This is a genomic window from Novosphingobium sp. PY1, from assembly GCF_017312445.1.
Classification (GTDB): domain Bacteria; phylum Pseudomonadota; class Alphaproteobacteria; order Sphingomonadales; family Sphingomonadaceae; genus Novosphingobium.
This window is the reverse complement of sequence record NZ_BLTI01000013.1, coordinates 1-22508: the sequence shown is the minus strand read 5'-3', so window position 1 is coordinate 22508 and position 22508 is coordinate 1. Positions and strand designations below refer to the sequence as shown.

Here is a 22508-nt window from a genome sequence, read left to right as displayed (position 1 = left end):
CTTGCCTATGGGCCTCCATGCAATTTAAGGCCCGACTCCCATGGCGCGGCATATTTTTATCACCGGCGGCGTGGTTTCCTCGCTCGGCAAGGGGCTCATGGCAGCGAGCCTCGCGGCTCTCCTGCAGGCACGCGGTTTCCGCGTCCGCATCCGCAAGTTCGACCCATACCTCAACGTCGATCCGGGCACGATGAGCCCTTACCAGCACGGTGAGGTCTACGTGACTGACGACGGGGCCGAGACCGACCTCGACCTTGGCCACTACGAACGCTTCACCGGCGTGTCGGCCCGTCAGAGCGACAACATCACCTCGGGCCGCATCTATCAGGACATCATCGCCAAGGAGCGCCGCGGCGACTATCTCGGTGCCACCGTGCAGGTCATCCCGCACGTCACCGACGCGATCAAGAACTTCGCGATGTCCGATACCGACGACCTCGATTTCGTGCTGTGCGAAATCGGCGGCACCGTCGGCGACATCGAGGGCCTGCCCTTCGTCGAGGCCATGCGCCAGCTGCGCAACGAGATGGGCCGTGAGCAGACCTGCTTCGTCCACGTCACGCTGGTGCCCTACATCGCGGCGGCGGGCGAGCTGAAGACCAAGCCGACGCAGCACTCCGTGCGCGAACTGACCGGTCTTGGCATCCAGCCCGACATCCTGCTGTGTCGCTGCGACCGCGAACTGCCCGAAAGCGAGCGCCGCAAGATCGCGCTGTTCTGCAACGTGCGCCGCGAAGCCGTTATCCCGGCGCTCGACGCACCGAACATCTACGCGGTGCCGCTGCAGTATCACCGGGAAGGCCTCGATGCCGAAGTCCTGCACCATTTCGGACTGACTTCGCCGGCGCCCGACATGGCGCGCTGGGACGAGGTGACCGACCGCTACGAGCATCCCGAAGGCGAAGTGACCATCGGCGTCGTCGGCAAGTACGTCGGCCTGCCCGATGCCTACAAGTCGCTCAACGAGGCGCTCGTTCACGGCGGCATGGCCAACCGGGTCAAGGTCAACATCAAGTGGATCGACGCCGAGCTGTTCGAGAAGGACGATGCCGAGATCGCGGCCGAGCTTGAGCCGATGCACGGCATTCTCGTGCCCGGTGGCTTCGGCGAACGCGGCACCGAGGGCAAGATCGCTTCGGTCCGTTTCGCGCGCGAGCGCGGCGTGCCGTTCTTCGGCATTTGCCTTGGCATGCAGATGGCCTGCATCGAAGGCGCGCGTTCGGCCGGCATCGCCCAGGCGAGCTCGACCGAATTCGGCCCGACGAGCGAGCCGGTAGTGGGCATCATTACCGAGTGGATGGGCAAGGACGGCCTGGAGCAGCGCGCTGCCGGCGGCGACCTTGGCGGCACCATGCGTCTGGGCGCATACCAGGCGGAGCTTTCGCCCAACAGCCATGTGGCCTCGATCTACGGTTCGACCACGATCAGCGAGCGTCACCGCCACCGCTACGAAGTCAACGGCTCGTATCGCGAAGCGCTGGAAGGCGACGGACTGATCTTCTCGGGCATGTCCCCCGACGGCTTGCTGCCGGAGATTGTCGAGCGTCCGGACCACCCGTGGTTCGTAGGCGTGCAGTTCCACCCGGAACTCAAGTCCAAGCCGTTCGATCCGCACCCGCTGTTCAAGGGATTCATCGCGGCGGCGCTGCAGCAGGCGCGCCTCGTCTGACCGGACCGGCGACAGTCATCGCGAAATGAAAAAGGACCGGCCGCAGGGCCGGTCCTTCTCGTTTGGGGCGATGCCTTTTCAGGATCTCGTCTACAGGATCAGAGCAGCTTCCACGTCAGCGGCAGTACGACCGAGCTGGTTCCGGCCGGCGGCGCGGGCAGGTTGCCCATGCGGGAGAACACGGCTTCGGCTTCGCGGTCCAGCGCGCTCGAGCCCGAGGTCGCCACCAGTTCGGTACGCTCGACCTTGCCCGAGGACGAGACGTAGACCTTGACCTTGGCCGTGCCTTCCTCACCGCGCATCTGCGCCGTGCGCGGATAGGTCTGCTTGGAAGCGACGGAGCGCTTGACGGTGTTGAGCCAGTCGTCGGCCATGGCGGGAGCCGCCGTCATGATCAGAACCGAAGCGACCGCGGCGGCTTTGAGAACGATATTCTTCATGCACTCACTCCACTCTTATGGGAATGACCGGCCCCTCCGGCAGGCCACCCGTTTACTCATCTTGAAAGCTTCAGAAGTCCGACCAGTCATCGAGGTCCAGTGCGGCATTGCCGACGAAAGCCGGGGCAGCAGCGGACAGGCTACGCGCAGGCGCTGAGGCGACGACCGGTCCCGCGTTGCCGATGCCATCCCTGGCAGCGCCGCCCGCATTGTCGTTGAGCCCCCTGCCGTCCTTGATCCGGAACGCGGCCATCTGCGTCATGAGCTGCTGCGTTTCCTCGGAAAGGCTGCGGCTGCCGGCCGAGCTTTCCTCAACCATCGCGGCATTCTGCTGGGTGAAGCTGTCCATGCCGGAGACCATCGTCGAGATTTCCGAGATGCCCTCGGCCTGCTTCTCGGCGGCCCCTGCGATCTCGTCGACCAGGTTGGAGACGGTGACCACTTCGCCGACGATCTGGCGCAAGGCTTCGCCGCTGCTCTCGACGAGTGCAACGCCATCGCCGACCTGGCGGCTGCTGCGGTCGATCAGGGTGCGGATGTCCTTTGCGGCATCGGCCGAGCGCTGGGCGAGGGCGCGCACTTCGGTGGCGACCACGGCAAAGCCCTTGCCGGCCTCACCGGCACGCGCCGCCTCGACCCCGGCATTGAGCGCGAGCAGGTTGGTCTGGAAGGCGATTCCGTCGATGGTGCCGATGATCTCGGACATCTGGCGAGAAGTCGTCTCGATGCTGCGCATGGCGTCCACGGCCTCGTGCGCAATGCCTTCCACCCGGTCGGCCGTCTCGCGGGCGACGCCCAGACGCGAGCTGGTCTGGCGCGCGTTCTCGGCAGTGACGTGCACCACGCTGGTGAACTCGCTCAGCGTGCGTGAGGTGTCGGCGAGTGAACTTGCCTGCTTCTCGGTGCGCTCGGCAAGGTCGGAGGTCGCCGTTGCGATCTCGTTCGTACCGATGCGGATCGACTGGCAGCCGTCGATGATCCGGCCCATCGTTTCGCCGAGGCGCGAGACGGCGACATTGAAGTGTTCGTGCAGCTGCGCGAGTGAACCGCGCGCAGCGGGAACCCGGTGGACAAGGTTGCCCTTGGCCAGCTCGGCAAGGCCATTGCCGATGGCATCGATGGTGATCTGGAGCTCGCGGGCGCGCTCCTGTTCCTCGTGCGCGCGCTGCTGGTCGGTTGCCACCAGCCGCTGGAAGTTCTCCAGCGCGCGGGCCAGGCTGCCCAGTTCGTCGCGGCGGTTGCTGCCCGGGATGACGACATCGATGTCGCCTTCGATCAGGCTGCGCACCGATTCGGAAAGCTGCTTCACTGGCCGCGCGATAGATCGCATGAGAAAGAGCATCAGGCCAATGGCGCTCAGTACGCCGGTGATCGCGGCCACGAGCATGACATGGCGGGCATTGGCATGGATTGCCTCGCCTTCCGCGGCTGCCGCCTTGGCGGTGGAGGCGTTCAGGTCGATCAGGTTCAGGAGCTGATCCTCGATCGCATAGAAGGCGTCGAGTCCTTCGCCGTCGAACATGTCGACCGCAGCGGGCTTGTCACCCTGCGCCAGGTTCAGGATCGCGTCGTTCTGCTGGACGTAGGCCTGCCAGCTTTCCCGTACGCCCTTGAGCGATTGCAGCGTCTCGGGGCGCTTCACGTGCTTGGCGTAGTCGGCGAGGACTTCGTCGATCACCGCGCCGGAGTTGCGCAGGACCTTGACCTGCCGCTCCCATGCCGGGGTGCCGGCGGCCTTGACCGTGTCTTCCTGATGGATGCGATACTGCGATACGTAGGCATGCAGGTCGCCCAGTGCCCGCGAAGCCGGAAGGGAGTTTTCGTTCAGCTCCTCGGTGAGCGCATTGACCTCGCCGATCTGCTTGAGCGCGAAGACTCCCATTGTGCCCATGATCGCCAGCAGCAGGCCGAAGGCGAGCACGAGACGGTGACTGATCCGCAATCGATTCATTGCTCTGATGGTCCCCCCATGTTTTCCATTGGAGAAGCTATCTAGAGCCCAAGTCTTTGATGCGATTTAAGATGGCCTCGTGTGCGGGCCCTTATCCCACTGTTTCAAAGCGCTTAAACAATCTTGCAGCGATATTTAGTCTCGTAGTTAAGTTGCGGTAGCCTCTATTGCAGTGAGCTGCAGTAAAGGGAGATCGCCAAGCAAAAAGGGCGGCCCGGTTTCCCAGGCCGCCCCCAGACTTCTGTTCTTCGAACGGCTTCGATCAGGCCGCCTGGGTGCCTTCGTCCGACGCGTTGTCGACAACCGTGAGCGTGTTGCCGCCAATGGCGATCTTCTTGGGCTTCATCGCCTCGGGCACTTCGCGTACGAGGTCGATCACGAGCAGGCCGTCCGCAAGATCGGCGCTGTCGACGCGGACATAGTCGGCAAGCTCGAAGCGGCGCTCAAACCCGCGCTGCGCGATACCGACATGCAGATACTCGCCCTCGACACTCTCGTCGGGCTTGTTGCCCTTGACGGTCAGGAGATTGGCCTGGGCGGTGATATCGATGTCGGCGGGCTTGAAGCCTGCAACGGCAAGCGTGATGCGATAGGCATCCTGGCCGCGGCGTTCGATGTTGAACGGGGGATACTTGTCGCCTGCGTTGGGTCGGTTCTGGTTCTCGATCATGTCGAAAAGGCGATCAAATCCAACCATGCTGCGGCGATAAGGCGAAAAGTCGATACGGTTCATGACAAAAATCCTCCAATGAGCAATCTTCGTATTGTCCGGGCCCGTGAAATCCGGCGCCCTGCTATCGAGCCATCCCCACTGTGGGCCATGACTCGTCACATTAGATATGATACCGGCGCCCACTTTCAAGTGACCGTCAGCACAGATTGAAGGAGCGATTGTCCATGAACAAACCCAAGGTAGAGATCTACACCAAGTGGGGCTGTCCCTATTGCGTCGCGGCCAAGTCGCTGCTCGATGGCAAGGGAGTTTCCTACGAGGAATACGATATCACCATGGGCGGCCCCAAGCGTGACGAGATGGTGGAGCGCGTTCCCGGTGCACGCACGGTGCCGCAGGTCCTTGTTGCCGGCACGCCCTATGGCGGTTTCGACGACATCAATTCCCTCGATCGCCAGGGCAAGCTCGATCCGATCCTCGGCCTTTGACCGCAACCGATTGAAGCCATGACCCGCGCGGCCCTGTTCCAGATGACCACTGGCATCGATCCCGAGGCGAATGCCGGGACGATCGTATCCGCCGTTTCCGCAGCGAAGCAGGGCGGGGCGGCGATGCTGTTCACGCCGGAGATGTCGGGTCTGCTGGACCGTCAACGTTCGCGCGCTCGCGAGGTCATCCGCAGCGAGGCCGAGGACCGCGTGCTGGCAGCGGTTCGCGAAGCCGCTGCGCGCGAGGGGATCTGGGTTCATCTCGGCTCGCTGGCCATCACGCGCAAGGACGGGCGCTGGGCGAACCGGGCCTTCGTAATCGACGAGACGGGCGAGATCCGCGCCCGCTACGACAAGATCCACATGTTCGACGTCGATCTTTCGACAGGCGAATCCTGGCGCGAATCCAATGCCTATGCCGCCGGAGACGAAGTGGTCACGGTGGAAACGCCGCTAGGCAGGCTTGGCCTGTCGATCTGCTACGACGTGCGCTTCCCCGCACTGTACGAAGCACTCGGTCGGGCCCATTGCGACGTGATCGCCATTCCGGCGGCCTTTACCGTGCCGACCGGGAAGGCGCACTGGCATCTTCTGCAACGCGCCCGCGCCGTGGAGGCAAGTGCCTATGTCCTGTCTGCGGCCCAGGTCGGCAGGCACGAGGACGGGCGCGAGACTTACGGTCACTCGCTTGCAATCGATCCGTGGGGGGAAATCGTCCTCGACATGGGCGGCGATAAGGCCGGTCTCGGCTTTGCCGAAATCGATCCGGCCCGCATCGCGGAAATTCGTACGCAATTACCGAGTCTTGCCAATCGGCGGACAATAGCCAAATAGAACTGAACATGATCGTCTATGATCTCGAATGCCGATCCGGCCCGCACCGGTTCGAGGGCTGGTTCAAGTCCTCGGAGGATTTTGCGCGTCAGCAGGAGCGGGGGCTCGTTTCCTGCCCGCATTGCGGATCTGCCGAAGTGGGCAAGGCCATCCAGGCCCCGCGTCTTTCGCGCAAGGGCAACCAGTTGGCCGAATCGCCCGCTCGCCCGCAGCAGCCCTCCAAGCCTGTCGAAGCGCCGACAGCTCCCGTCGCCAACGCACCGCTTCCGGCAGAGGCCGTAGAAGTGATCCGCAAGCTCGCGCAGATGCAGGCCGAAGCCCTGAAATCCTCGCGCTATGTGGGCAAGAACTTCGCCGAAGACGCGCGCGCCATGCACTATGGAGAGCGCGAGGCCGAAGCGATCCACGGACAGACGAGCGCGTCAGAAGCACAGGAACTGCTGGAGGAAGGTATCGCCCTGATGCCGCTGCCATTCCCGGTAACGCCGCCCGAACAGGCAAACTGACGGGAACAGATTGCCAACCCGAAAAAGCCAAGCTAGGACCCGCCCCGAGTGCGCCCGTAGCTCAGCAGGATAGAGCACCAGATTCCTAATCTGGGGGCCACAGGTTCGAATCCTGTCGGGCGCACCATTCCCTTTCAGATCGGGGCAAGATGTCCAGCGCCTATGCTGGCGCTGCGGGTTCGATTTCGAGCATTTGCCAACGAGCCCCCGGGGAGGGAAGCGCAGGTCAGGTCAGAATCGGGAAACAACCCGAGCCACTGAGTTCCTGAGGCACGATCGGGACGATATTGCGGAGCACCGTGTCGAAGGGGCGTGCAATGGTCACCGAATTGGAGTTCGCGTTGCCCTTGCAGGTCGTGGCCCCGGTGATCACGATGCCCGAAGGTTCGACAGTAACGCCCAGAGCCTTGGCACGCTCGAGGGCGTATTGCTTTTGCGTAGCGGTGGTGGCGCAGGCCGAATCTACCGACATGCACCGCGCCGTGGCATGGGCGACGCGCTCCAGCGTCTGCTTCACCCAGAACGCGCGGCTACCCTCGATGATGCCGAAAAGCATGATCAGGAAAATCGGCGCGACGAGCGCGAACTCGACGATCGTCGCGCCGCGGGTACTGCGCGCGAGCCGGGAAAACAGGCGCATCACTGCACCCTCACGGTGACGGATTGCCCCGTGGATGTGCCCTTGAGCAGCCCGCCAGGCAAAAGGATCGGCGAAAACCTGTGATCGGCCGAAAGCGTGACATAATAGCCCGCAGTCGAACCTGAAGTCATCCCGGAACCGCTGCAGGTGCTGCCGCAGGTCCCGGCACTATACGTTCCGTCGGTCTTGAGACAGGCACAAGTGCGATTGAGATTGGTGCAGGAGCCGGCTACGCCATTGCAGCTTGCCGATACGCTGAGCGTGGGCATCTCGGCGAAATTGCGCACGTAGACGGGTAACGCGCCGAAGTCGACATTCTCGCGGTCCGCGAAGGACTTGGTTGCGGCGGCCGACAGGGCTTCGTTCACCTGCGAGCGCTCCATGTAGAAAGATGCGAAGTCGAGCACGCCCATGATGACGAGAAAGAAGGTCGTCACCCAGATGCCGAACTCGACCGTGGCGACGCCGCCCTCCGCCCTGCGGATCTTGCGCAGCAAACCGAGCATCATCGCACAAGCCTGATCGAACTGGACTTGCCGTCCGTATCGCCTGCCATAGACTGGCATGCAGACCCGGTCGCCGCACCGCCGTTCGCCGCGATCTTCCCGGCAATCAGCGTGAAGCACTGCCCGTTCCCGAGAGTCGTGTTGCCACCGGACATCTTCACGTTCGAATTGGGTACATGGACGGTGCCGGCGAAGTTGTTTGCCGAACCACCGGTCCAGTTTGTGTCCGCCGTGGTCAGTGAATCGACAAGGAGGTCAGCGATCTGTCCCCCGGCCACCGAACCGCTGGGCGCGACCAGTTTGGTCCTGGCTCCGCCGGCAAGGTTGAGCGTGCCGCCCAGGATGAAGGTCACGTCGCTGCCACCCATGTCGTAGCCCGAAAAGGCCGAGCCATAAGTGATGCCATTGAGCGGCGAAGTATAGGGCCAGGTGGTGCCGCCGGTGCCGTTCACGAAGTCACCGGCGATCGTGTAGCGTCCGGCGCCGAACACGGCCGAACCGGCTATCTTGAGATTGCCATTGATGTAGTGATTGCGCGTGCGACCGAAGGCGATGCGACTGCCGCCCGCGGTATCGATGTCGCCGTTGGCGCTGAAGGTTCCGTCTCCCATGAGATATATGGCGCTGCCCGAAAGCTTGATTGCCGAATTGCCGCTGCCCGGACCGATCAGGTAATTGCCGTCGCCCACGGCAAGTTCACTGCCGCCCGCGATGAAGATCCCCGCAACCGCGGTAAAATCGCCGTCGCCCATCTTGGCCGAACCGCCACCGCCGAGATCGAACCCGCCGAAGAAGTGACTGCCGTCGCCCACCAGCAACTTCTGGCCGCCGCCCAGCTTGATGGTCTGGTTGATGATGACGGTGCCATTGCCCTTGTGGTTCGTGCCCTGCCATTTGACCTGGCCCCCGCTGCCGATCCACAAGGTACCGTCGCCGATCGTCACGCCGCTGGAGCCGCTGTCGAAGCCGCCATTGACGAAAATGTCAGAGTCTCCGAAGTCCACGCTGGTGCCGCCGCTGATCGCGACACCCTGCTGCACGTAGATGCGTGAACCGCTCGCGAACTTGATCGAAAGGCCGCCGCCGGTCGTCAGCTTCTTGATGCAGTACGTCGCCGCCGGAAGGTTGTAGCCCGACCCCGTCCAGTAGTTTTTCGCAGGGTTCGACCCGTTCGGATTCCAATCCAGGGCATAGTCCCGGGCGCCCGTGCAGACGGAAGTGTCGGGATTCGAAAGACCGGGAATGCTCGTGTGGTGCCCCAACTCGCTGCGGGCATCGGACAACTCGGCGTTGTCGGCCCAGGGGTCGAGCAATTCGGTCGGCTGGTTCTTGCGCTTGTCGGCAGGAGGGACGTTGCCGTTCCACGAGGGCGCGCTGAAGCTGCCGGCAAAGCGCAGGGTTTCTGCAGACAAGGTGCCGTAGTTCACGGAGATGTCACCGCTGCCGGAAATGATGTCATGACCGCGGATCAACTGCCCTTTGTTCTGGACGCCGCCGATGGCCGCGATCGAACAGTCGGGCGCATCGATCGAAGCGCCTCCGGTCACGGTGATCGCATCGTTCGCACTGGAAAGCGCGAGGAAGCAGGGCGGGGCATAAGGCGCCTGCGTCGTCAGGGAGGCGAACGACTGCGTCTGCACGGCGAAGCGATCGCCCATGCCGACGACCTTGGCGAGGGTGTAAGGCGCCTGGGTCGTCACGGTCACACGCACCGACTGATCGCCTGCCGAGGGAAAATCCTCGCGCACGGTTGCCTCAACCGTCGCGCCGGCGATCCCGTTGGCCCGCACGATGTCCTTTGCGGTCGGCTCGAGTACCGCTTCGCTCGCACTCTCCTTGAAGGCCATCGCCGCGCCCAGGGCCGCCATGTCCGCTGCCCGCTGGTTCGCCGCCTGTTGTTCAAGACCGCGGTTTATATCGAAGGCAAGCCCTGCAGCACCAAGGACAACAGGCAGGGAAAGGCCAGCAATGACACCGACGCCACCGCCCTTATGGCGGTGCAGATGCAGAATTAAATGACGGAATTGGTGTGATAAAAATCTCCGCATTCAGTAAATCTCGCAGGAGATGGTAAACATACCGTGTATTCTAGAATGGCCCGGACATATCCCAAGACAGCTATCTCTTCATATAACCTCTGATGCAGGAAGCTTGGTGCCGGTCATCGAATGACAGGCCCTGCACAGCCAGATGCCTGGCCATTCTCCGAGGCTGGCACGCCAATCCCGGCGATCCTTGGGCTCGGGGCTGCTTGTACGGGCCTTTCCTTGTGCCTTCACCGTTCTGCCTATGACTATTCGGAGTGGTCGCGCGCTTTCGAATTAAATTACAACCATTGTTGTAAAAAGCGCGCTGCCTCTCGGGAAGACGGGAGGCGTGAACGGTATCGGGCTGACCGGGAGATGGATGGTGACGGAAGAATTCAAGTGGGACCGCGAAGCTGACGTCGTGGTGCTCGGTTCGGGCGGGGCGGCGATGACGGCGGCGATTGCCGCGCATGATTTCGGCGCCAGCGACGTGGTGATCCTCGAGAAGTCCGGGATGGTTGGCGGGACCACTGCCATGTCCGGCGGGATGTTGTGGATTCCGGGTAATCACTACCAGCTCGAGGCTGGCTTCGAAGACGACGATGAGGACGTCGTTGCCTATCTCGATGCGCTGGCGCCGGGGCAGCTCGATCCCGAAACCTTGATGGCATTCATGGAAACCGGTCCTGAAATGATCCGCTATTTCGCGGAGAAGACGCCGGTGCGGCTGCATGCCTTTACCGATTTCCCCGATTATCAGCCCTATTTGCCGGGTGCGAAACCGGATGGCGGGCGTTCGCTCGACAACGAGGCTTTCGCATTCGAAAGGCTGGGCAAGTGGGCGAGCCGGGTGAACCCGACCAAGATGGCTTATCCGGTCCGCGGCAGCCTGATGGAGGCAATAACCGGCGCGCTCGATGAAGCCACCCTCGCCGAGCGAGAGGCCAGGGATTACCGGGGACTGGGTCAGGCCCTGGCCGGATCGTTGTTCAAGGCTGTGCTGGATCGCGCGATTCCGGTCGAGTTCGAGAAGCGCGCGCGCAGGCTCGTCAAGGATGGCGACCGGGTCATCGGGGTCGTCGCGGAAGATGCCGATGGCAAGGACTTTCGCGTCCGCGCCCGGCGCGGCGTGGTGATCGCCACCGGAGGTTTCGAATGGAACGAGAAGCTGGTCCGGACTTTCCTGCGCGGTCCGTTGACCGGCCCGGTCAGCGTACCGGAGAACGAGGGCGATGGCCTGTTGATGGCCATCGACGCCGGGGCGCAGCTGGGCAACATGCAACAGGCCTTCTGGATGCAGAGCGTTCTGGAACTCAAGCCGCAACATCGCAGTGCCAAGCCCAATTACCTGCTGGGCTCGGACGAACGCGCGCGTCCAGGTGCGATCCTCGTCAACCGCGCCGGCAAGCGCTTCGTCAACGAGGCGGCGAACTACAATGCACTGGGAAAGACGCTGCATGCCTTCGATGCGGGAACGCACAGCTACGCCAACTTGCCTTACTGGCTGATCATCGACCAGCGCTACCGGGACAAGTACCCGACCTTCAACACGCCGCCCGGCGGCCCGGTCCCCTCCTTCATGATGCAGGCCGATACGCTGGAGGAACTGGCGCAAGTCGCCGGCATCGATGCCGATGGCCTTGTCGCCACGGTTGCGCGGTTCAACCGGATGGTTCGCAAGGGCCATGACGACGATTTCAATCGCGGCGACAACAGCTACGACAATTTCTACATGTGGGGGGACATGGCATACGAGTCCCCATACCGGACGCTGGGAGCCATCGATCAGGCACCGTATTTCGCGGTGAAGATGGAAGCGGGCGCATTGGGTACCGCCGGTGGTCCGCGTACTAACGCCGATGCGCAGGTCCTGGACTGGAACGACAACCCGATTCCCGGTCTCTACGCCGCGGGCAACGCGATGGCGGCGGTTCTGGGCGAAGCCTACGGCGGCGCGGGCGGTACGCTCGGGCCGGGCATGACCTTCGGCTACATCGCGGGACGACACCTCGGCACGCATATCCCGAACCGGTGAGGCGGATGGCGCTGCGCTCCGGTCCGATGGCTTCGGATGCGCAGCACCCTTGAGCGCACGCCCGGGTTTCGCTATCGCAGTGCACCGATGGCTTTTCCGCGTCGCCTCAATATGGACCGCATCGCTGCGATGCTCGTCCTGTCGCTCGCACTCCTGTTTGCGAGCGCGATGGCGTGGTCGAACATGGTCGTCGAGCTTCAGCATGCCCCGGGACAGGCGGATGAGCACGAAAGCGTTCTGCTCAGCAGCCTGACCGCGCAGCTCGATCATCTGGACGATCATTTCCCCGATCGGGATGACGAGGACGAAGCGGGCGGCGCACTGCAGGGGCACCATCACCACTCCGGCGATACGAATTCGGCAATCCCGGCGGACGCAGGCCATGCCAATCAGCTCGCCACGGCTGACTCGGGCCTGCACGCGATCGGGCCGGATTGCGCCAAGCCCGGATCGGAGCTTACCGGTCTCGAGCGTCCTCCCCGTTTCATGACCCTGAACGCCTGAACCCCGCGCTGACCGGGCGCGGGATGTCCCACGCTCGTCCGCGAGGCTTCATGTCATGTTTTCGAACCCTTCCGCGCGCCTTGCCGCGCGCCTGATACGTCTGGCGTCCCCGTGCGCCGTCATTCCGCTTGTCCTTTCGGCACAGGCCGCCAGTGCGCAGGGGATCACCCTGTCCGAGGCGCTGTCGCGTGTCGCAACTACCAACCCGACCCTGCAGGTGAACGCTGCCCGGCTCGATGCCGCCGATGCAGCGGTTGCGATTGCGGGTGTGCGACCGCGCGATAGTGTCGGCATCGAAATCGAGGATTTTGCCGGCACAGGCACGTACGGCCCGCTTGAGCAGCAGCAGACCACCGCGTGGTACGAACGCACCTGGGAGCGCGGGGGCAAACGCGAAGCGCGCCTGAGTTCCGCCCGCGCCGAACTGGGCGTCGCCGGCGAGCGCAACGCACTGCGCATGCTCGACGTGCTGGCGCAGGTGCAGTCCGCCTGGGTCGAGGCTCTCGCTGCCGAGGCGGGCATCGCCATAGCGCAGCAGCAACTGCAGGTGGCCGAGCAGACCCAGGCGCAGGTCGGCCGCCGGGTGGCCCGGGCGCTCGATCCGCTGTTCGCCGCCGAACGTGCGAAGACTGCGGTGATCGAGGCGAGGATCGCGCTCGATCAGGCACGCAGGCTGGCCCGCCTGTCGCGCGCCAGCCTCGCCGGCTGGTGGGACGGCAACGAGGATTTCACGCTGGCGACCGACCCGTTCTTTACGGTGCAGGAAACCGGGCCCTCGGCTGCCGACAGCCCCGACCTGACGCTACTGTCCGCCGAGCGGGAAGCGGCCGAGAGCCAGGTTCGCCTCGCGCAGACGGGCAACACCGGTGACGCCACGGCCCGGATCGGTATTCGCCACTTTGGGCAGGGCAACGATGTCGCCCTCATGGTCGGCGGCTCGATCCCGCTGGGCAGCCGGGCGGCCAATCGCGGCAATGTCGCGCGCGCGTCAGCCGAGAGCCGTGCCGCCGAGGCCGAGATCGCGGTCGCGCGGCTGCAGATCGGCCGAGAGGTGGATCGCCTTGTGGCACAGCGCGCGGCACTGGCGAGTGAAATCGCCCGGATCGAGCGCGATGTCCTGCCGTCGGCACAAAAGGCGCTGCGCTTGGTGCGTGACGGTTTCGCGCGCGGGGGCACGGCTTTCACGTTCCTTGAAATCAACCAGGCCCAGCAGGCCCTGATCGATGCCCGGTCCCGGCGCGTCGACCTGCTACGGCAATTCCATCTCGCAGGCGCGCGGCTCGACCGACTGACCGGCCGCCACGCATCCCTCGTTTCCAGCACGGAGATCCGCCGATGATCCGCTCGCTATTTTGTGTGAGCTCGCTGCTCGCCCTGTCACTGCTTGCCGCTTGCGGCGAAGATGCCGCTCATTCCGACCATGCCGAGACCGAGGGCGAAGCCCATGGTGCCGGCGCTGACGAATATGAACGCGGGCCCCACCGTGGCCGCATGTTGCGCGATGGCGATTTCGCGCTCGAAGTGACCATCCAGGAAGACGGCACGGAGCCCGAATTCCATGTCTATGCCTACCGCGGCGATGAACCGCTTGCGCCCGCAGAAGTGCAACTGGCCGTGGAACTCAAGCGCCTTGGCGGTGAGGTCGACCGCTTCGCCTTCGCCCCGCGCGAGGATTACCTGCGCGGGAAGGGCGTGGTTCGCGAACCGCACAGCTTCGATGTCAAGGTTCGTGCCGTCGAAGGCGGACGCACCCATTCCTGGTCCTACGCTTCCTATGAAGGGCGCACGACGATGTCCGCGCAGGCAGCCCGTCAGGGCGGCGTTGAGACCCGCAAGGCCGGTCCGGCGCAGATCGCGGAACTGGTCGAGCTTTCCGGCCGGGTGGAAATCACGCCCGAAGGCCAGGCGGACGTGCGCGCGCGCCTTCCGGGACAGATCATGTGGCTGAGCGGCCAGCTGGGGCAGGCGGTTCGCAAGGGCCAGGTGCTGGCGCGGGTCGAATCCAGCCATTCGCTGCAGACATACGCCATCCCTGCGCCGATTGGCGGGATCATCGTCGAGAAGAACGCCAATGTCGGCGACGTGACCGGCGACCGCGCCCTGTTCGTGATTGCCGATCCCACGAAGCTGCATGCCGAGTTTTTCGTCTATCCGCGCGATGCCGAGCGGGTGCGTGTCGGCCAGGCCGTCACCGTGCGCAGCCTTTCGGGCGATGCGCAGATGACGGCTGAGGTGGAGGCGATCCTTCCGACCGCGGACCTCGCCAGCCAGACGGTTCTGGCGCATGTGCACCTGCCGCCCGCCGCGGCCAACGTGTTCCGGCCGGGGATGGGCGTGAACGGGACTTTCACCGTCGCTTCGGCTGATGTGCCGCTGGCGGTAGAGACGAAGGCGATCCAGCGCTTCCGGGACTTCGATGTGGTCTATGCCAGGGTTGGCGATACCTACGAGGTCAGGATGCTGCAGATCGGGCGGCGCACCCCGGAATGGACCGAGGTCCTTGGCGGCCTCAAGCCGGGCACCGAATACGTGACCGACGGCGCTTTCCTGATCCGCGCGGATATCGAGAAGTCGGGGGCCAGCCATGACCACTGAGCCATCCGCCGGCAAGCCGCACGTGCTTGAACGCATCATCGCCGCCTCCATCCGCTTTCGCTGGATGGTCCTGAGCTTCATCGCGCTTTCCTGTGCCGTCGGCATATGGGCCTTCCAGCGCCTGCCCATCGATGCGACGCCCGACATCACCAATGTGCAGGTCCAGATCAACAGCGAGGCGAAGGGCTTTTCCCCGCTGGAAGCCGAGCAGCGCGTCACGTTCCCGGTCGAAACGGCCATCGCCGGCCTGCCGGGCCTGCAATATACCCGCTCGATCTCCCGCTACGGTCTGAGCCAGGTGACGGCCGTCTTCGCGGACGGGACGGACATCTACTTCGCCCGCCAGCTGGTGAACGAGCGGCTCCAGACCGCGCGCGACCAGTTGCCCGAAGGTGTCGCGCCCGAAATGGGGCCGATCGCTACCGGTCTCGGCGAGATCTTCATGTACACGCTGGAGGCCGAGCCGGGCGCGCGCAAGCCCGACGGCAGCGGCTATACGCCCGAGGATCTGCGCACCCTGCAGGACTGGGTGATCCGCCCGCAGCTTCGCAACACGCCGGGCGTCACGGAAGTGAACAGCATCGGCGGCTTCGAGCGGCAATATCACGTCACGCCGCTGCCTGACCGGCTTTCGGCCTATGGCCTTGCTCTCGGCGATGTCGTGACCGCTCTCGAACGCAACAATGCCAATGTCGGTGCGGGCTATATCGAGCGTTACGGCGAGCAGTACCTGGTGCGCGTGCCGGGGCAGGCATCCAACCTCGACGATCTGCGCTCGATCATCGTAACCAACCGGGGAGGCGTGCCGATCCGCATTGCCGACGTTGCCGACGTCGTCATGGGGGAGCAATTGCGCACGGGCGCTGCAACCGAGAACGGCCGCGAGGTCGTGCTCGGCACCGTCCACATGCTGGCCGGGGAGAACAGCCGGGTCGTCGCTCAGGCGGCAGCGCAGCGGCTCGAGGAAGCGGCAAGGGCGCTTCCGCCCGGTGTCAGGGCCGTGGCGATCTACGACCGCACAGACCTTGTCGAGCGCGCGGTCGCGACAGTCGAGAAGAACCTCGTCGAGGGGGCTCTGCTCGTCATCGTCATCCTGTTTCTCCTGCTCGGCAATATCCGCGCTGCGCTCATCACCGCGGCGGTGATCCCGATCACCATGCTGATGACCATCACCGGCATGTTGCGTGCCGGCGTTTCGGGCAACCTGATGAGCCTGGGCGCACTAGACTTCGGCCTGATCGTCGATGGTGCGGTCATCATCGTCGAGAACTGCCTGAGGCGCTTCGGTGAGGCGCAGCACGATCGTGGTCGCCTGCTCGACCGCGGTGAACGCTTTGCGCTGGCGGCTTCGGCCACTTCCGAGGTTATCCGGCCATCGCTGTTCGGCGTGCTGATCATCGCGCTCGTCTACGTGCCGATCTTCGCGTTGACCGGCGTGGAAGGAAAGATGTTCCACCCCATGGCGATCACCGTCGTAATGGCCTTGAGCTTTGCGCTCGTCCTGTCGCTGACCTTCGTTCCGGCTGCAGTGGCGCTGTTCGTCACCGGCAAGGTGGAGGAGAAGGAGAGCCGCCTCATGATCCGGGCGCGACGGATCTACGAACCTGCGCTCGATGCAGCTCTGCGCCTGCGCAAGGCCTTTGTCGCGGGGGCCGTCGTCCTGGTGGCGATTGCGGGCCTCTCGGCAACGCGGATGGGAACGGAATTCGTTCCCAACCTCGACGAGGGGGATATCGCGCTGCATGCGCTGCGCATTCCGGGGACCAGTCTCACGCAGGCAGTGCACATGCAGACGGCGCTCGAGGCACGGCTGAAGCAGTTCCCAGAAGTGGATCGCATCGTCGCGAAGATCGGCACCGCCGACATTGCGACAGACCCCATGCCGCCGTCTGTCGCCGATACGTTCGTCATGCTCAAGGACCGCGCCGAGTGGCCCGATCCACGCAAGCCGCGCGAGCAACTCGTGCGCGAGATGCGCGAGGCGGCGATGACCGTGCCGGGCAACAATTACGAATTCACCCAGCCCATCCAGATGCGCTTCAATGAACTGCTCTCCGGTGTTCGCGCCGATGTCGCGATCAAGGTCTTCGGCGACGATCTGGATACCCTGCACGAAATCGGCAAGTCGATCGAAGGCGTCGTCGAGCGCATCGACGGCGCGCGCGACGTCAGCGTGGAACAGGTGACGGGCCTGCCGGTGCTGCAGGTCACACCCGACAGGGCAGCGCTGGCCCGCCTCGGCCTCAATGTCGGCGATGTGCAGGAAGTCGTGGCCATCTCCATCGGCGGTGCCGAGGCAGGGGCGATCTTCGAGGGCGACAGGCGTTTTCCGCTGATCGTCCGCCTGCCCGAGGGCATCCGCGGCAAGGCCGACGAGATCGGTCGCCTCAGGATCCCGCTTCCCGGCGAGGACGGCCAGCCCCGCGGCTTCGTGCCGCTCAGCGACGTTGCCCGGGTGGACGTCGTGATCGGCCCCAACCAGGTCAGTCGCGAGGACGGCAAGCGCCGGGTCGTCGTTTCAACGAACGTGCGCGGTCGCGATCTCGGCTCGTTCATCGACGAACTGCGCGAGAAGATCGATGCCGAAGTCGAAGTTCCGGCCGGTTACTGGGTGAGCTACGGCGGAACCTTCGAGCAGCTCATGTCCGCGGCAGAGCGCCTGCGGCTGGTGGTGCCGGCGGCGCTGCTGTTGATCTTCGCCTTGCTCTTCGCCCTGTTCCGGTCCGCGAAGGACGCCGGCATCGTCTTCTCCGGCGTGCCGCTGGCCCTGACCGGAGGCGTGGCAGCGCTGCTGCTTCGCGGCTTGCCGCTCTCGATCTCGGCAGGCGTCGGCTTTATCGCCCTGTCGGGCGTCGCCGTGCTCAACGGTGTCGTCATGTTGAGCTTCATCCGACAGCTGCGAGAGGCAGGCCGCCCCCTGGACGAAGCCATCCGTCAGGGCGCGCTCACCCGCCTGCGCCCGGTGCTCATGACCGCGCTGGTCGCCAGCCTCGGCTTCGTTCCGATGGCCCTCAACGTCGGCGCCGGCGCCGAAGTACAACGCCCGCTGGCAACAGTGGTGATCGGGGGCATCATTTCCTCCACCCTGCTGACCCTGCTGGTCCTGCCTGCGCTCTACCGGATCGTCCATCGGCGCGAGGCGGAGCGGGAAGCGGGTGAGCATCAGGAAGAGATGCTGGAAGGCTGATCCGCACCTTCCTATCCAGTGGACGCGCCGTCGAAGTCCTATAGAAGTCGGCGGCGCGTTCGGACTCGGAAAGAACGGTGGATTGGAAAGCATGAGCAAGGTCACTGTCATTCTCCCGTTCTTCAACGAACAGGGATGGATCGGGCCGACCGTGGAAAGTCTCGCGGCGCAAGGTGACCGTCATTTTCGGCTGCTGCTCGTCGACAACGGTTCGACCGACGATGGGGCCATGGAAGCGGCGCGTTCAGGTCAGTCACTGGGAGACCGTTTTCAGATTGTCGCGTGCAACATTCCCGGGAAGATCAACGCCATGCAGGCAGGTCTGGCCCTTGTGGAGACGCCTCTGGTCGCAATTTGCGATGCCGACACTTTCTATCCTCCGGATTACATCGAACGCGTCATCGCAATCTTCGAAGGTGACCCGGCGGCGGCTGCGGTCATGGCAATCGACCTGTATGCACCTCGTCCGGATCCGGCATCCCGAGAGCGGGTGGAATTCATCATGCGCAAAAGCCGTCGCTTCGCGGACAAGTGCCATGCGGGTGGCTATGCTCAGGCGTTTCGAACGGATTGGCTACGCGCCGCCGGCGGCTTTGACACTGGACTCTGGCCCTATGTTCTCGAGGATCATGAGATCGTGCACCGGGTCGGCAGGTTCGGACACTCTGTCTATCATCCCGATCACGTGTGTTATCCGTCGGAGCGCAGAACCTCACGAGATTCGGTGAGTTGGACGCGCTGGGAGCGTCTCTTGTACCGGTACATGCCTTCTACCGGGATGGACTGGTACTTTTATCGTTTCCTTGCCCACCGCCTGAGGTCGCGCAAAAGCCTCGGAACGGCCCTGCGGCAAAAGACTTGGTGATCGCCGCTCGTATCGCTGCCTAAGGCAATCGATGATCAAAGGCCCCGCTGAAAGCGGAATTATGAGACTTAGAACTGAGCCGAGACCATCAGTCTGTCGCCGCCCGCGTCGTAGCGGATGTCGAACCCGGCCGCGCGCAGATCGGCGAAGCTGACGTAGTCGGCTGCAGCGGCGGAGCTGGCCAGTCTTTCGAAGGTTTCCGGCGCCATCTGGTCCTTCACTGGCGCGAGCAGGTCGGCGAGCTTTACCGACAGGTCGCCCGTCATGCCGATGCGGACTGTCAGGTTGCCTGCGGGCATTCCTTCCAGGCTGAGCCCGGCTACGTGCATGATGTGCTCGCCCACAACCCGATCAGGTACTTTCGCGAGTTTCGGTGCCTTTTCCAGGCGCGGCTTGGCAAGGCCTGCGTCGGTCGGGCTCTGCGCGCGCAAAGGCGAAACGCCGGATTTCCTTGCTGGCTGGCGGGCTGGGGCCAACTTGGCAAGGTCGAACTGGCGCACTTCCTCGGGCTGCGCGAACATTCCAAGTCCCTCGCTCTGGGATAGAGGTCCCGCAGCCACTGCGGGGCCGGCGCCGGGCTTTGCGCTTGGGGCAAGCGATTGCCCGGGCTGGGCCGATACCGCAACTGCGGGTTGCGGAACGGGCGAAACGGCGACTTTCAGCATGGTGTCGGGTTGGATCAGGCCGGTGGCAGCTATGACCACGTCAGGCTGAGGCATCGCGATGCGCACGGCATCGAGCGGTCCGGGCCTGGCTGCACTTTCACCTTGCGGTCGCGCATATGAGGGTTCTGGCAAGCGGATCTGGGTCGTTGGCTCAGCCTTATCAAAAGCCTGAGGGGCCTGTCTTGTCAATCCAGACTGGTGGGAATCGGTGATGTGGCCGACAGCGGCCGGCGGAAGAGCTTCCGGCTGCGGAGTTCGCGTGCCTGTTGCGGCGTACGATGCAGTCGTGGGGGCCAGCGCGCTGGTGAGACCCGCTGCGCCGACCTTGGCGGCCTGCGTCAAGGCTTCGGCGGAATCCTGGAAGGTCGTCGTGATTGTCGGGGCCTGTCCGAATCTCGGTGCAGTCAGGCGCAGGGGCTTGACTTCGAGCTTGCCGATCCAATCGCCAACCGTTCCGTTGGACACCGTCACCGCCGGATAAGTGACCGTAAATCCAGCCATGCCCGTGGCTAGGGCCAGGGCAAGCACGCGCGTGTCCGAACTGCCCAGATGGATTTTCGCAAAGTCCATTCCCATCGCGATGTTCATGACGGCCCCCCGCGCGTTCGATCGCAAGCCCCGGATATCGAACGCGCAAGTATCGCTGTAAATCAGGTTGTTGACAAACCTTATCATCCAAAATGGTCGGCGGCAGCGCCATTCGGGATCGGCTGTCATGCGGTTTGGAAGGAAACTATTACAGAAAACCAGTTAGTTAGATAAATGTTTCAACTCCCCGGGCGAGAGAATGATTACCTCTAAATGTGTGCAAGACCGGGACAGCGCCGCGTTAAGGTTAGTTAACAGACTTGTGTACACGAAGTCCGCGTGTTGCTGTGATTTCAGCCGGTTAAGTCTGCTCCGAGTCGCTTTCATCGAGCACTGAGAGAGGCAGGCACCGGCTGAAAAGGGCGCAATGGTCAAGCGGTGTTCAGTCGCGTTGCGTCCGGAATCCGCCGCCTGACCATTTCGAACCCAACTGCGTCGCGGTGTCTTGCCGCGGCCGGCAAGCGACAGGGAAGTGGTTATGGATTTTCAGGACGGTCACGGTTCGGACAACATGTCTCCGGCAGATGCCAACCTGGCAGGTGGCAATACCCTGGCAGCCGCGGCGACGGGGCCGTCGCAAGTCCTGCTGCCCGATGCCAACAATCTCGTCGTTCTGCCCGAGGGCGCTACGCTCGACGAACTGTCGGTGCAAGGCCGCGACCTCGTTCTCACGCTTCCCGATGGCCGGGTCTTCGTCATTCCCGATGGCGCCGTCTATGTTCCGCAGATCGTCATCGGCGATGTCGCGGTGCCGCCACTCAACCTCGCGGCGTTGCTTACCGGCAACGAGCCTCAGCCTGCCGCCGGCGCGCTGCAGAGCTCGGGCGGCAACTTTGCCGATCCGACCGGACCGATCCAGGCCGCGCACGGCCTGGGCGACCTGCTTCCCTACACCGAACTCTCGTTCCCGCAGCCACAGCAGGAGGAAATTCTTCCCCAGCTGGTGAACAAGGTGCCCGATATCCTGATCCAGGACGGCGGTCCGGCGTCGGACTCGGCTACCGATACGGTTTCTGAATCCGGTCTTTCCGGCGATCGTCTCAACGGCAATCAGGAAACGCCCGGCACGCAGTTCGGAAACGGGTCGGACGTCACCACCGGCACGATCTTCGTCACTTCGGAAGATGGCATCGGCTCCATTGTCATCAATGGCGAAATGCTCACGGGTGAGGCTGGCCAGCAGATCGATGGCGCTTTTGGTCGCCTGACGCTGGGTGCGCTCAACGGCGACCAGATTGCCTACACTTACGAGCTTGCCGACAATACCAGTGGCGACAACACGGCGGACGTGTTCACGGTCGTGGTCACCGATCCCGATGGCGATACCGCCACGGCCACGCTGACTGTCAATATCACTGACGACGCTCCGGTTGCCCGCGCGGATACCGACACGGTCCCGGCCGCGGACTTCACCGCGCAAACCGGCAATGTCCTGAGCGGTGAGGGCACCACCAGCGGTGCGGCGGGCGCCGATACCCTCGGCGCCGATGGCGGCAGCGTCACCGGCGTGCATGCCGGAACTTCCGGCACGTCTTCGGGCACCGGATCGGTCGTGACCGGCGAGTTCGGCACGCTCACGTTGCTCGCCAATGGTTCCTACAGCTATGTGCGCACTCCGGGAACCGGCGGCGGCGGAACCGATGTCTTCACTTATCAAGTGACAGACGGTGATGGCGATGTCTCGACTGCGACGTTGACGATCAGCATCGCAGACAGCCCGCCGATGATCATTTCGGTGCCCGAGATCGGCGAAGGAACCCAGGTCAACGAGAACCAGCTGCCCCCGTCGACCGATACGCGCGATGGCGAGGACCCCGGTTCGCAGTTCGTCAGCGGCCCCGAATCGACCACGGGCACGATCACCTTCCATTCCGACGATGGCCTGACCAGCGTCTCGATCGGGGGCACTGTCGTCACGCCGGGTACCTTCCCGCAAGTTGTCTCGAGCGATGAGACGGGTACGCTGACCGTCAACGATCTCACTTTCGATCCGGTCACCGGCGACGGCAGCGTCACCTATACCTATACGCTCAACGACAATACCTCGAACACCGATGGCACGACCGTGTCGTTCGATATCACGGTCATCGATGCGGACGGCGATCCCGCCTCCGACAATCTCGACATCCAGATCGTCGACGACATGCCAACGGCGCTTGCGGATTCGGGGACAGTCACCGAAGGCGGCACCTTGACTGTGCCGGCGACGGGTGTGCTGGCGAACGATGTCCCGGGGGCTGACGGCGCGACGATCACCGGCGTTGCCACCGGCACCGACACTTCGGCGCCGGTTACCGGCAACCTTGGCGGTGCGGGCATCGCGGGCACCTACGGC

Annotated in this window: 18 protein-coding genes and 1 tRNA gene; 12 read left to right on the top strand and 7 right to left on the bottom strand. The window is 63.9% G+C overall.

Going from position 1 to position 22508, the window contains the following annotated elements:
- The first annotated feature begins 40 nt into the window (after nt 1–40).
- Nucleotides 41–1669 carry a CTP synthase gene (locus J3474_RS18095; RefSeq protein WP_207095131.1) on the top strand — a complete coding sequence of 543 codons (1629 nt, stop codon included), beginning with the start codon at nt 41–43 and terminating at the stop codon, nt 1667–1669.
- 98 nt (nt 1670–1767) lie between these two features.
- Here J3474_RS18095 and J3474_RS18090 read toward each other — a convergent pair whose 3' ends face one another.
- From J3474_RS18090 to J3474_RS18080, 3 genes are all read right to left on the bottom strand, one after another.
- On the bottom strand, nt 1768–2109 hold the full coding sequence (locus tag J3474_RS18090; RefSeq protein ID WP_207095130.1) for an energy transducer TonB: 342 nt from the start codon (nt 2107–2109) through the stop codon (nt 1768–1770).
- Nucleotides 2110–2179: 70 nt separating this feature from the next.
- The gene (locus tag J3474_RS18085; protein WP_207095129.1) at nt 2180–4060 is read right to left on the bottom strand and encodes a methyl-accepting chemotaxis protein; all 1881 of its coding nucleotides are present in this window, start codon (nt 4058–4060) and stop codon (nt 2180–2182) included.
- A 262-nt stretch (nt 4061–4322) separates the two neighbouring features.
- Nucleotides 4323–4793 (bottom strand): Hsp20 family protein, encoded by a 471-nt coding sequence (locus tag J3474_RS18080; protein ID WP_207095128.1) that lies wholly within the window; start codon nt 4791–4793, stop codon nt 4323–4325.
- Between the two features lie 164 nt (nt 4794–4957).
- Between J3474_RS18080 and grxC the strand changes: the two genes are divergently transcribed.
- The 4 genes from grxC (at nt 4958) to J3474_RS18060 (ending at nt 6688) form a co-directional block, all read left to right on the top strand.
- Nucleotides 4958–5221, top strand: a complete 264-nt coding sequence (gene grxC / locus J3474_RS18075) for a glutaredoxin 3 (protein WP_207095127.1) — start codon at nt 4958–4960, stop codon at nt 5219–5221.
- An 18-nt stretch (nt 5222–5239) separates the two neighbouring features.
- Nucleotides 5240–6055, top strand: coding sequence for a carbon-nitrogen hydrolase family protein (locus tag J3474_RS18070; protein ID WP_207095126.1), 816 nt, complete (start codon nt 5240–5242; stop codon nt 6053–6055).
- An 8-nt stretch (nt 6056–6063) separates the two neighbouring features.
- Nucleotides 6064–6561 (top strand): DUF1178 family protein, encoded by a 498-nt coding sequence (locus J3474_RS18065; RefSeq protein WP_207095125.1) that lies wholly within the window; start codon nt 6064–6066, stop codon nt 6559–6561.
- A 50-nt stretch (nt 6562–6611) separates the two neighbouring features.
- A tRNA-Arg gene (locus J3474_RS18060) sits at nt 6612–6688 on the top strand.
- A 99-nt stretch (nt 6689–6787) separates the two neighbouring features.
- On the opposite strand, the gene J3474_RS18055 is transcribed toward J3474_RS18060, so the two are convergent.
- The 3 genes from J3474_RS18055 to J3474_RS18045 are packed head-to-tail and all read right to left on the bottom strand — an operon-like array spanning nt 6788 to nt 9575.
- Entirely contained in the window at nt 6788–7201 is a 414-nt protein-coding gene (locus J3474_RS18055) for a TadE/TadG family type IV pilus assembly protein (protein WP_207095124.1), read from the bottom strand.
- Nucleotides 7201–7710: a TadE/TadG family type IV pilus assembly protein gene (locus J3474_RS18050; RefSeq protein WP_207095123.1), complete on the bottom strand. Its 510-nt coding sequence runs from the start codon at nt 7708–7710 to the stop codon at nt 7201–7203. Before J3474_RS18050 ends, J3474_RS18055 begins: the two co-directional genes overlap by 1 nt.
- The gene (locus J3474_RS18045; RefSeq protein ID WP_376706543.1) at nt 7707–9575 is read right to left on the bottom strand and encodes a hypothetical protein; all 1869 of its coding nucleotides are present in this window, start codon (nt 9573–9575) and stop codon (nt 7707–7709) included. Before J3474_RS18045 ends, J3474_RS18050 begins: the two co-directional genes overlap by 4 nt.
- A gap of 538 nt (nt 9576–10113) precedes the next feature.
- Between J3474_RS18045 and J3474_RS18040 the strand changes: the two genes are divergently transcribed.
- From J3474_RS18040 to J3474_RS18015, 6 genes are all read left to right on the top strand, one after another.
- On the top strand, nt 10114–11769 hold the full coding sequence (locus J3474_RS18040; protein WP_207095292.1) for an FAD-binding protein: 1656 nt from the start codon (nt 10114–10116) through the stop codon (nt 11767–11769).
- A gap of 111 nt (nt 11770–11880) precedes the next feature.
- Nucleotides 11881–12273, top strand: a complete 393-nt coding sequence (locus J3474_RS18035; protein WP_242528475.1) for a hypothetical protein — start codon at nt 11881–11883, stop codon at nt 12271–12273.
- Nucleotides 12274–12328: 55 nt separating this feature from the next.
- Complete coding sequence (locus J3474_RS18030) at nt 12329–13612, top strand: TolC family protein (RefSeq protein ID WP_207095120.1); 1284 nt, start codon at nt 12329–12331, stop codon at nt 13610–13612.
- Nucleotides 13609–14868, top strand: a complete 1260-nt coding sequence (locus tag J3474_RS18025) for an efflux RND transporter periplasmic adaptor subunit (protein ID WP_207095119.1) — start codon at nt 13609–13611, stop codon at nt 14866–14868. The genes J3474_RS18030 and J3474_RS18025 overlap by 4 nt, the downstream gene beginning before the upstream one ends.
- 22 nt (nt 14869–14890) lie before the next feature.
- Nucleotides 14891–18055, top strand: coding sequence for a CusA/CzcA family heavy metal efflux RND transporter (locus tag J3474_RS18020; protein WP_207095291.1), 3165 nt, complete (start codon nt 14891–14893; stop codon nt 18053–18055).
- A gap of 91 nt (nt 18056–18146) precedes the next feature.
- Nucleotides 18147–18920, top strand: coding sequence for a glycosyltransferase family 2 protein (locus J3474_RS18015; RefSeq protein ID WP_207095118.1), 774 nt, complete (start codon nt 18147–18149; stop codon nt 18918–18920).
- A gap of 68 nt (nt 18921–18988) precedes the next feature.
- On the opposite strand, the gene J3474_RS18010 is transcribed toward J3474_RS18015, so the two are convergent.
- Nucleotides 18989–20173: a hypothetical protein gene (locus J3474_RS18010; protein ID WP_242528474.1), complete on the bottom strand. Its 1185-nt coding sequence runs from the start codon at nt 20171–20173 to the stop codon at nt 18989–18991.
- 478 nt (nt 20174–20651) lie between these two features.
- Between J3474_RS18010 and J3474_RS18005 the strand changes: the two genes are divergently transcribed.
- Nucleotides 20652–22508, top strand: a 1857-nt coding sequence (locus tag J3474_RS18005; protein ID WP_207095116.1) for an Ig-like domain-containing protein, incomplete at its 3' end; no start/stop codon positions are given.

Coding starts and splice junctions, on each gene's coding strand:
- J3474_RS18095 (WP_207095131.1), top strand. CDS start 41: ATGGCGCGGCATATTTTTATCACCGGCGGCGTGGTTTCCTCGCTCGGC.
- J3474_RS18090 (WP_207095130.1), bottom strand. CDS start 2,109: ATGAAGAATATCGTTCTCAAAGCCGCCGCGGTCGCTTCGGTTCTGATC.
- J3474_RS18085 (WP_207095129.1), bottom strand. CDS start 4,060: ATGAATCGATTGCGGATCAGTCACCGTCTCGTGCTCGCCTTCGGCCTG.
- J3474_RS18080 (WP_207095128.1), bottom strand. CDS start 4,793: ATGAACCGTATCGACTTTTCGCCTTATCGCCGCAGCATGGTTGGATTT.
- grxC (WP_207095127.1), top strand. CDS start 4,958: ATGAACAAACCCAAGGTAGAGATCTACACCAAGTGGGGCTGTCCCTAT.
- J3474_RS18070 (WP_207095126.1), top strand. CDS start 5,240: ATGACCCGCGCGGCCCTGTTCCAGATGACCACTGGCATCGATCCCGAG.
- J3474_RS18065 (WP_207095125.1), top strand. CDS start 6,064: ATGATCGTCTATGATCTCGAATGCCGATCCGGCCCGCACCGGTTCGAG.
- J3474_RS18055 (WP_207095124.1), bottom strand. CDS start 7,201: ATGCGCCTGTTTTCCCGGCTCGCGCGCAGTACCCGCGGCGCGACGATC.
- J3474_RS18050 (WP_207095123.1), bottom strand. CDS start 7,710: ATGATGCTCGGTTTGCTGCGCAAGATCCGCAGGGCGGAGGGCGGCGTC.
- J3474_RS18045 (WP_376706543.1), bottom strand. CDS start 9,575: ATGGCGGCCCTGGGCGCGGCGATGGCCTTCAAGGAGAGTGCGAGCGAA.
- J3474_RS18040 (WP_207095292.1), top strand. CDS start 10,114: ATGGTGACGGAAGAATTCAAGTGGGACCGCGAAGCTGACGTCGTGGTG.
- J3474_RS18035 (WP_242528475.1), top strand. CDS start 11,881: ATGGACCGCATCGCTGCGATGCTCGTCCTGTCGCTCGCACTCCTGTTT.
- J3474_RS18030 (WP_207095120.1), top strand. CDS start 12,329: ATGTTTTCGAACCCTTCCGCGCGCCTTGCCGCGCGCCTGATACGTCTG.
- J3474_RS18025 (WP_207095119.1), top strand. CDS start 13,609: ATGATCCGCTCGCTATTTTGTGTGAGCTCGCTGCTCGCCCTGTCACTG.
- J3474_RS18015 (WP_207095118.1), top strand. CDS start 18,147: ATGAGCAAGGTCACTGTCATTCTCCCGTTCTTCAACGAACAGGGATGG.
- J3474_RS18010 (WP_242528474.1), bottom strand. CDS start 20,173: ATGAACATCGCGATGGGAATGGACTTTGCGAAAATCCATCTGGGCAGT.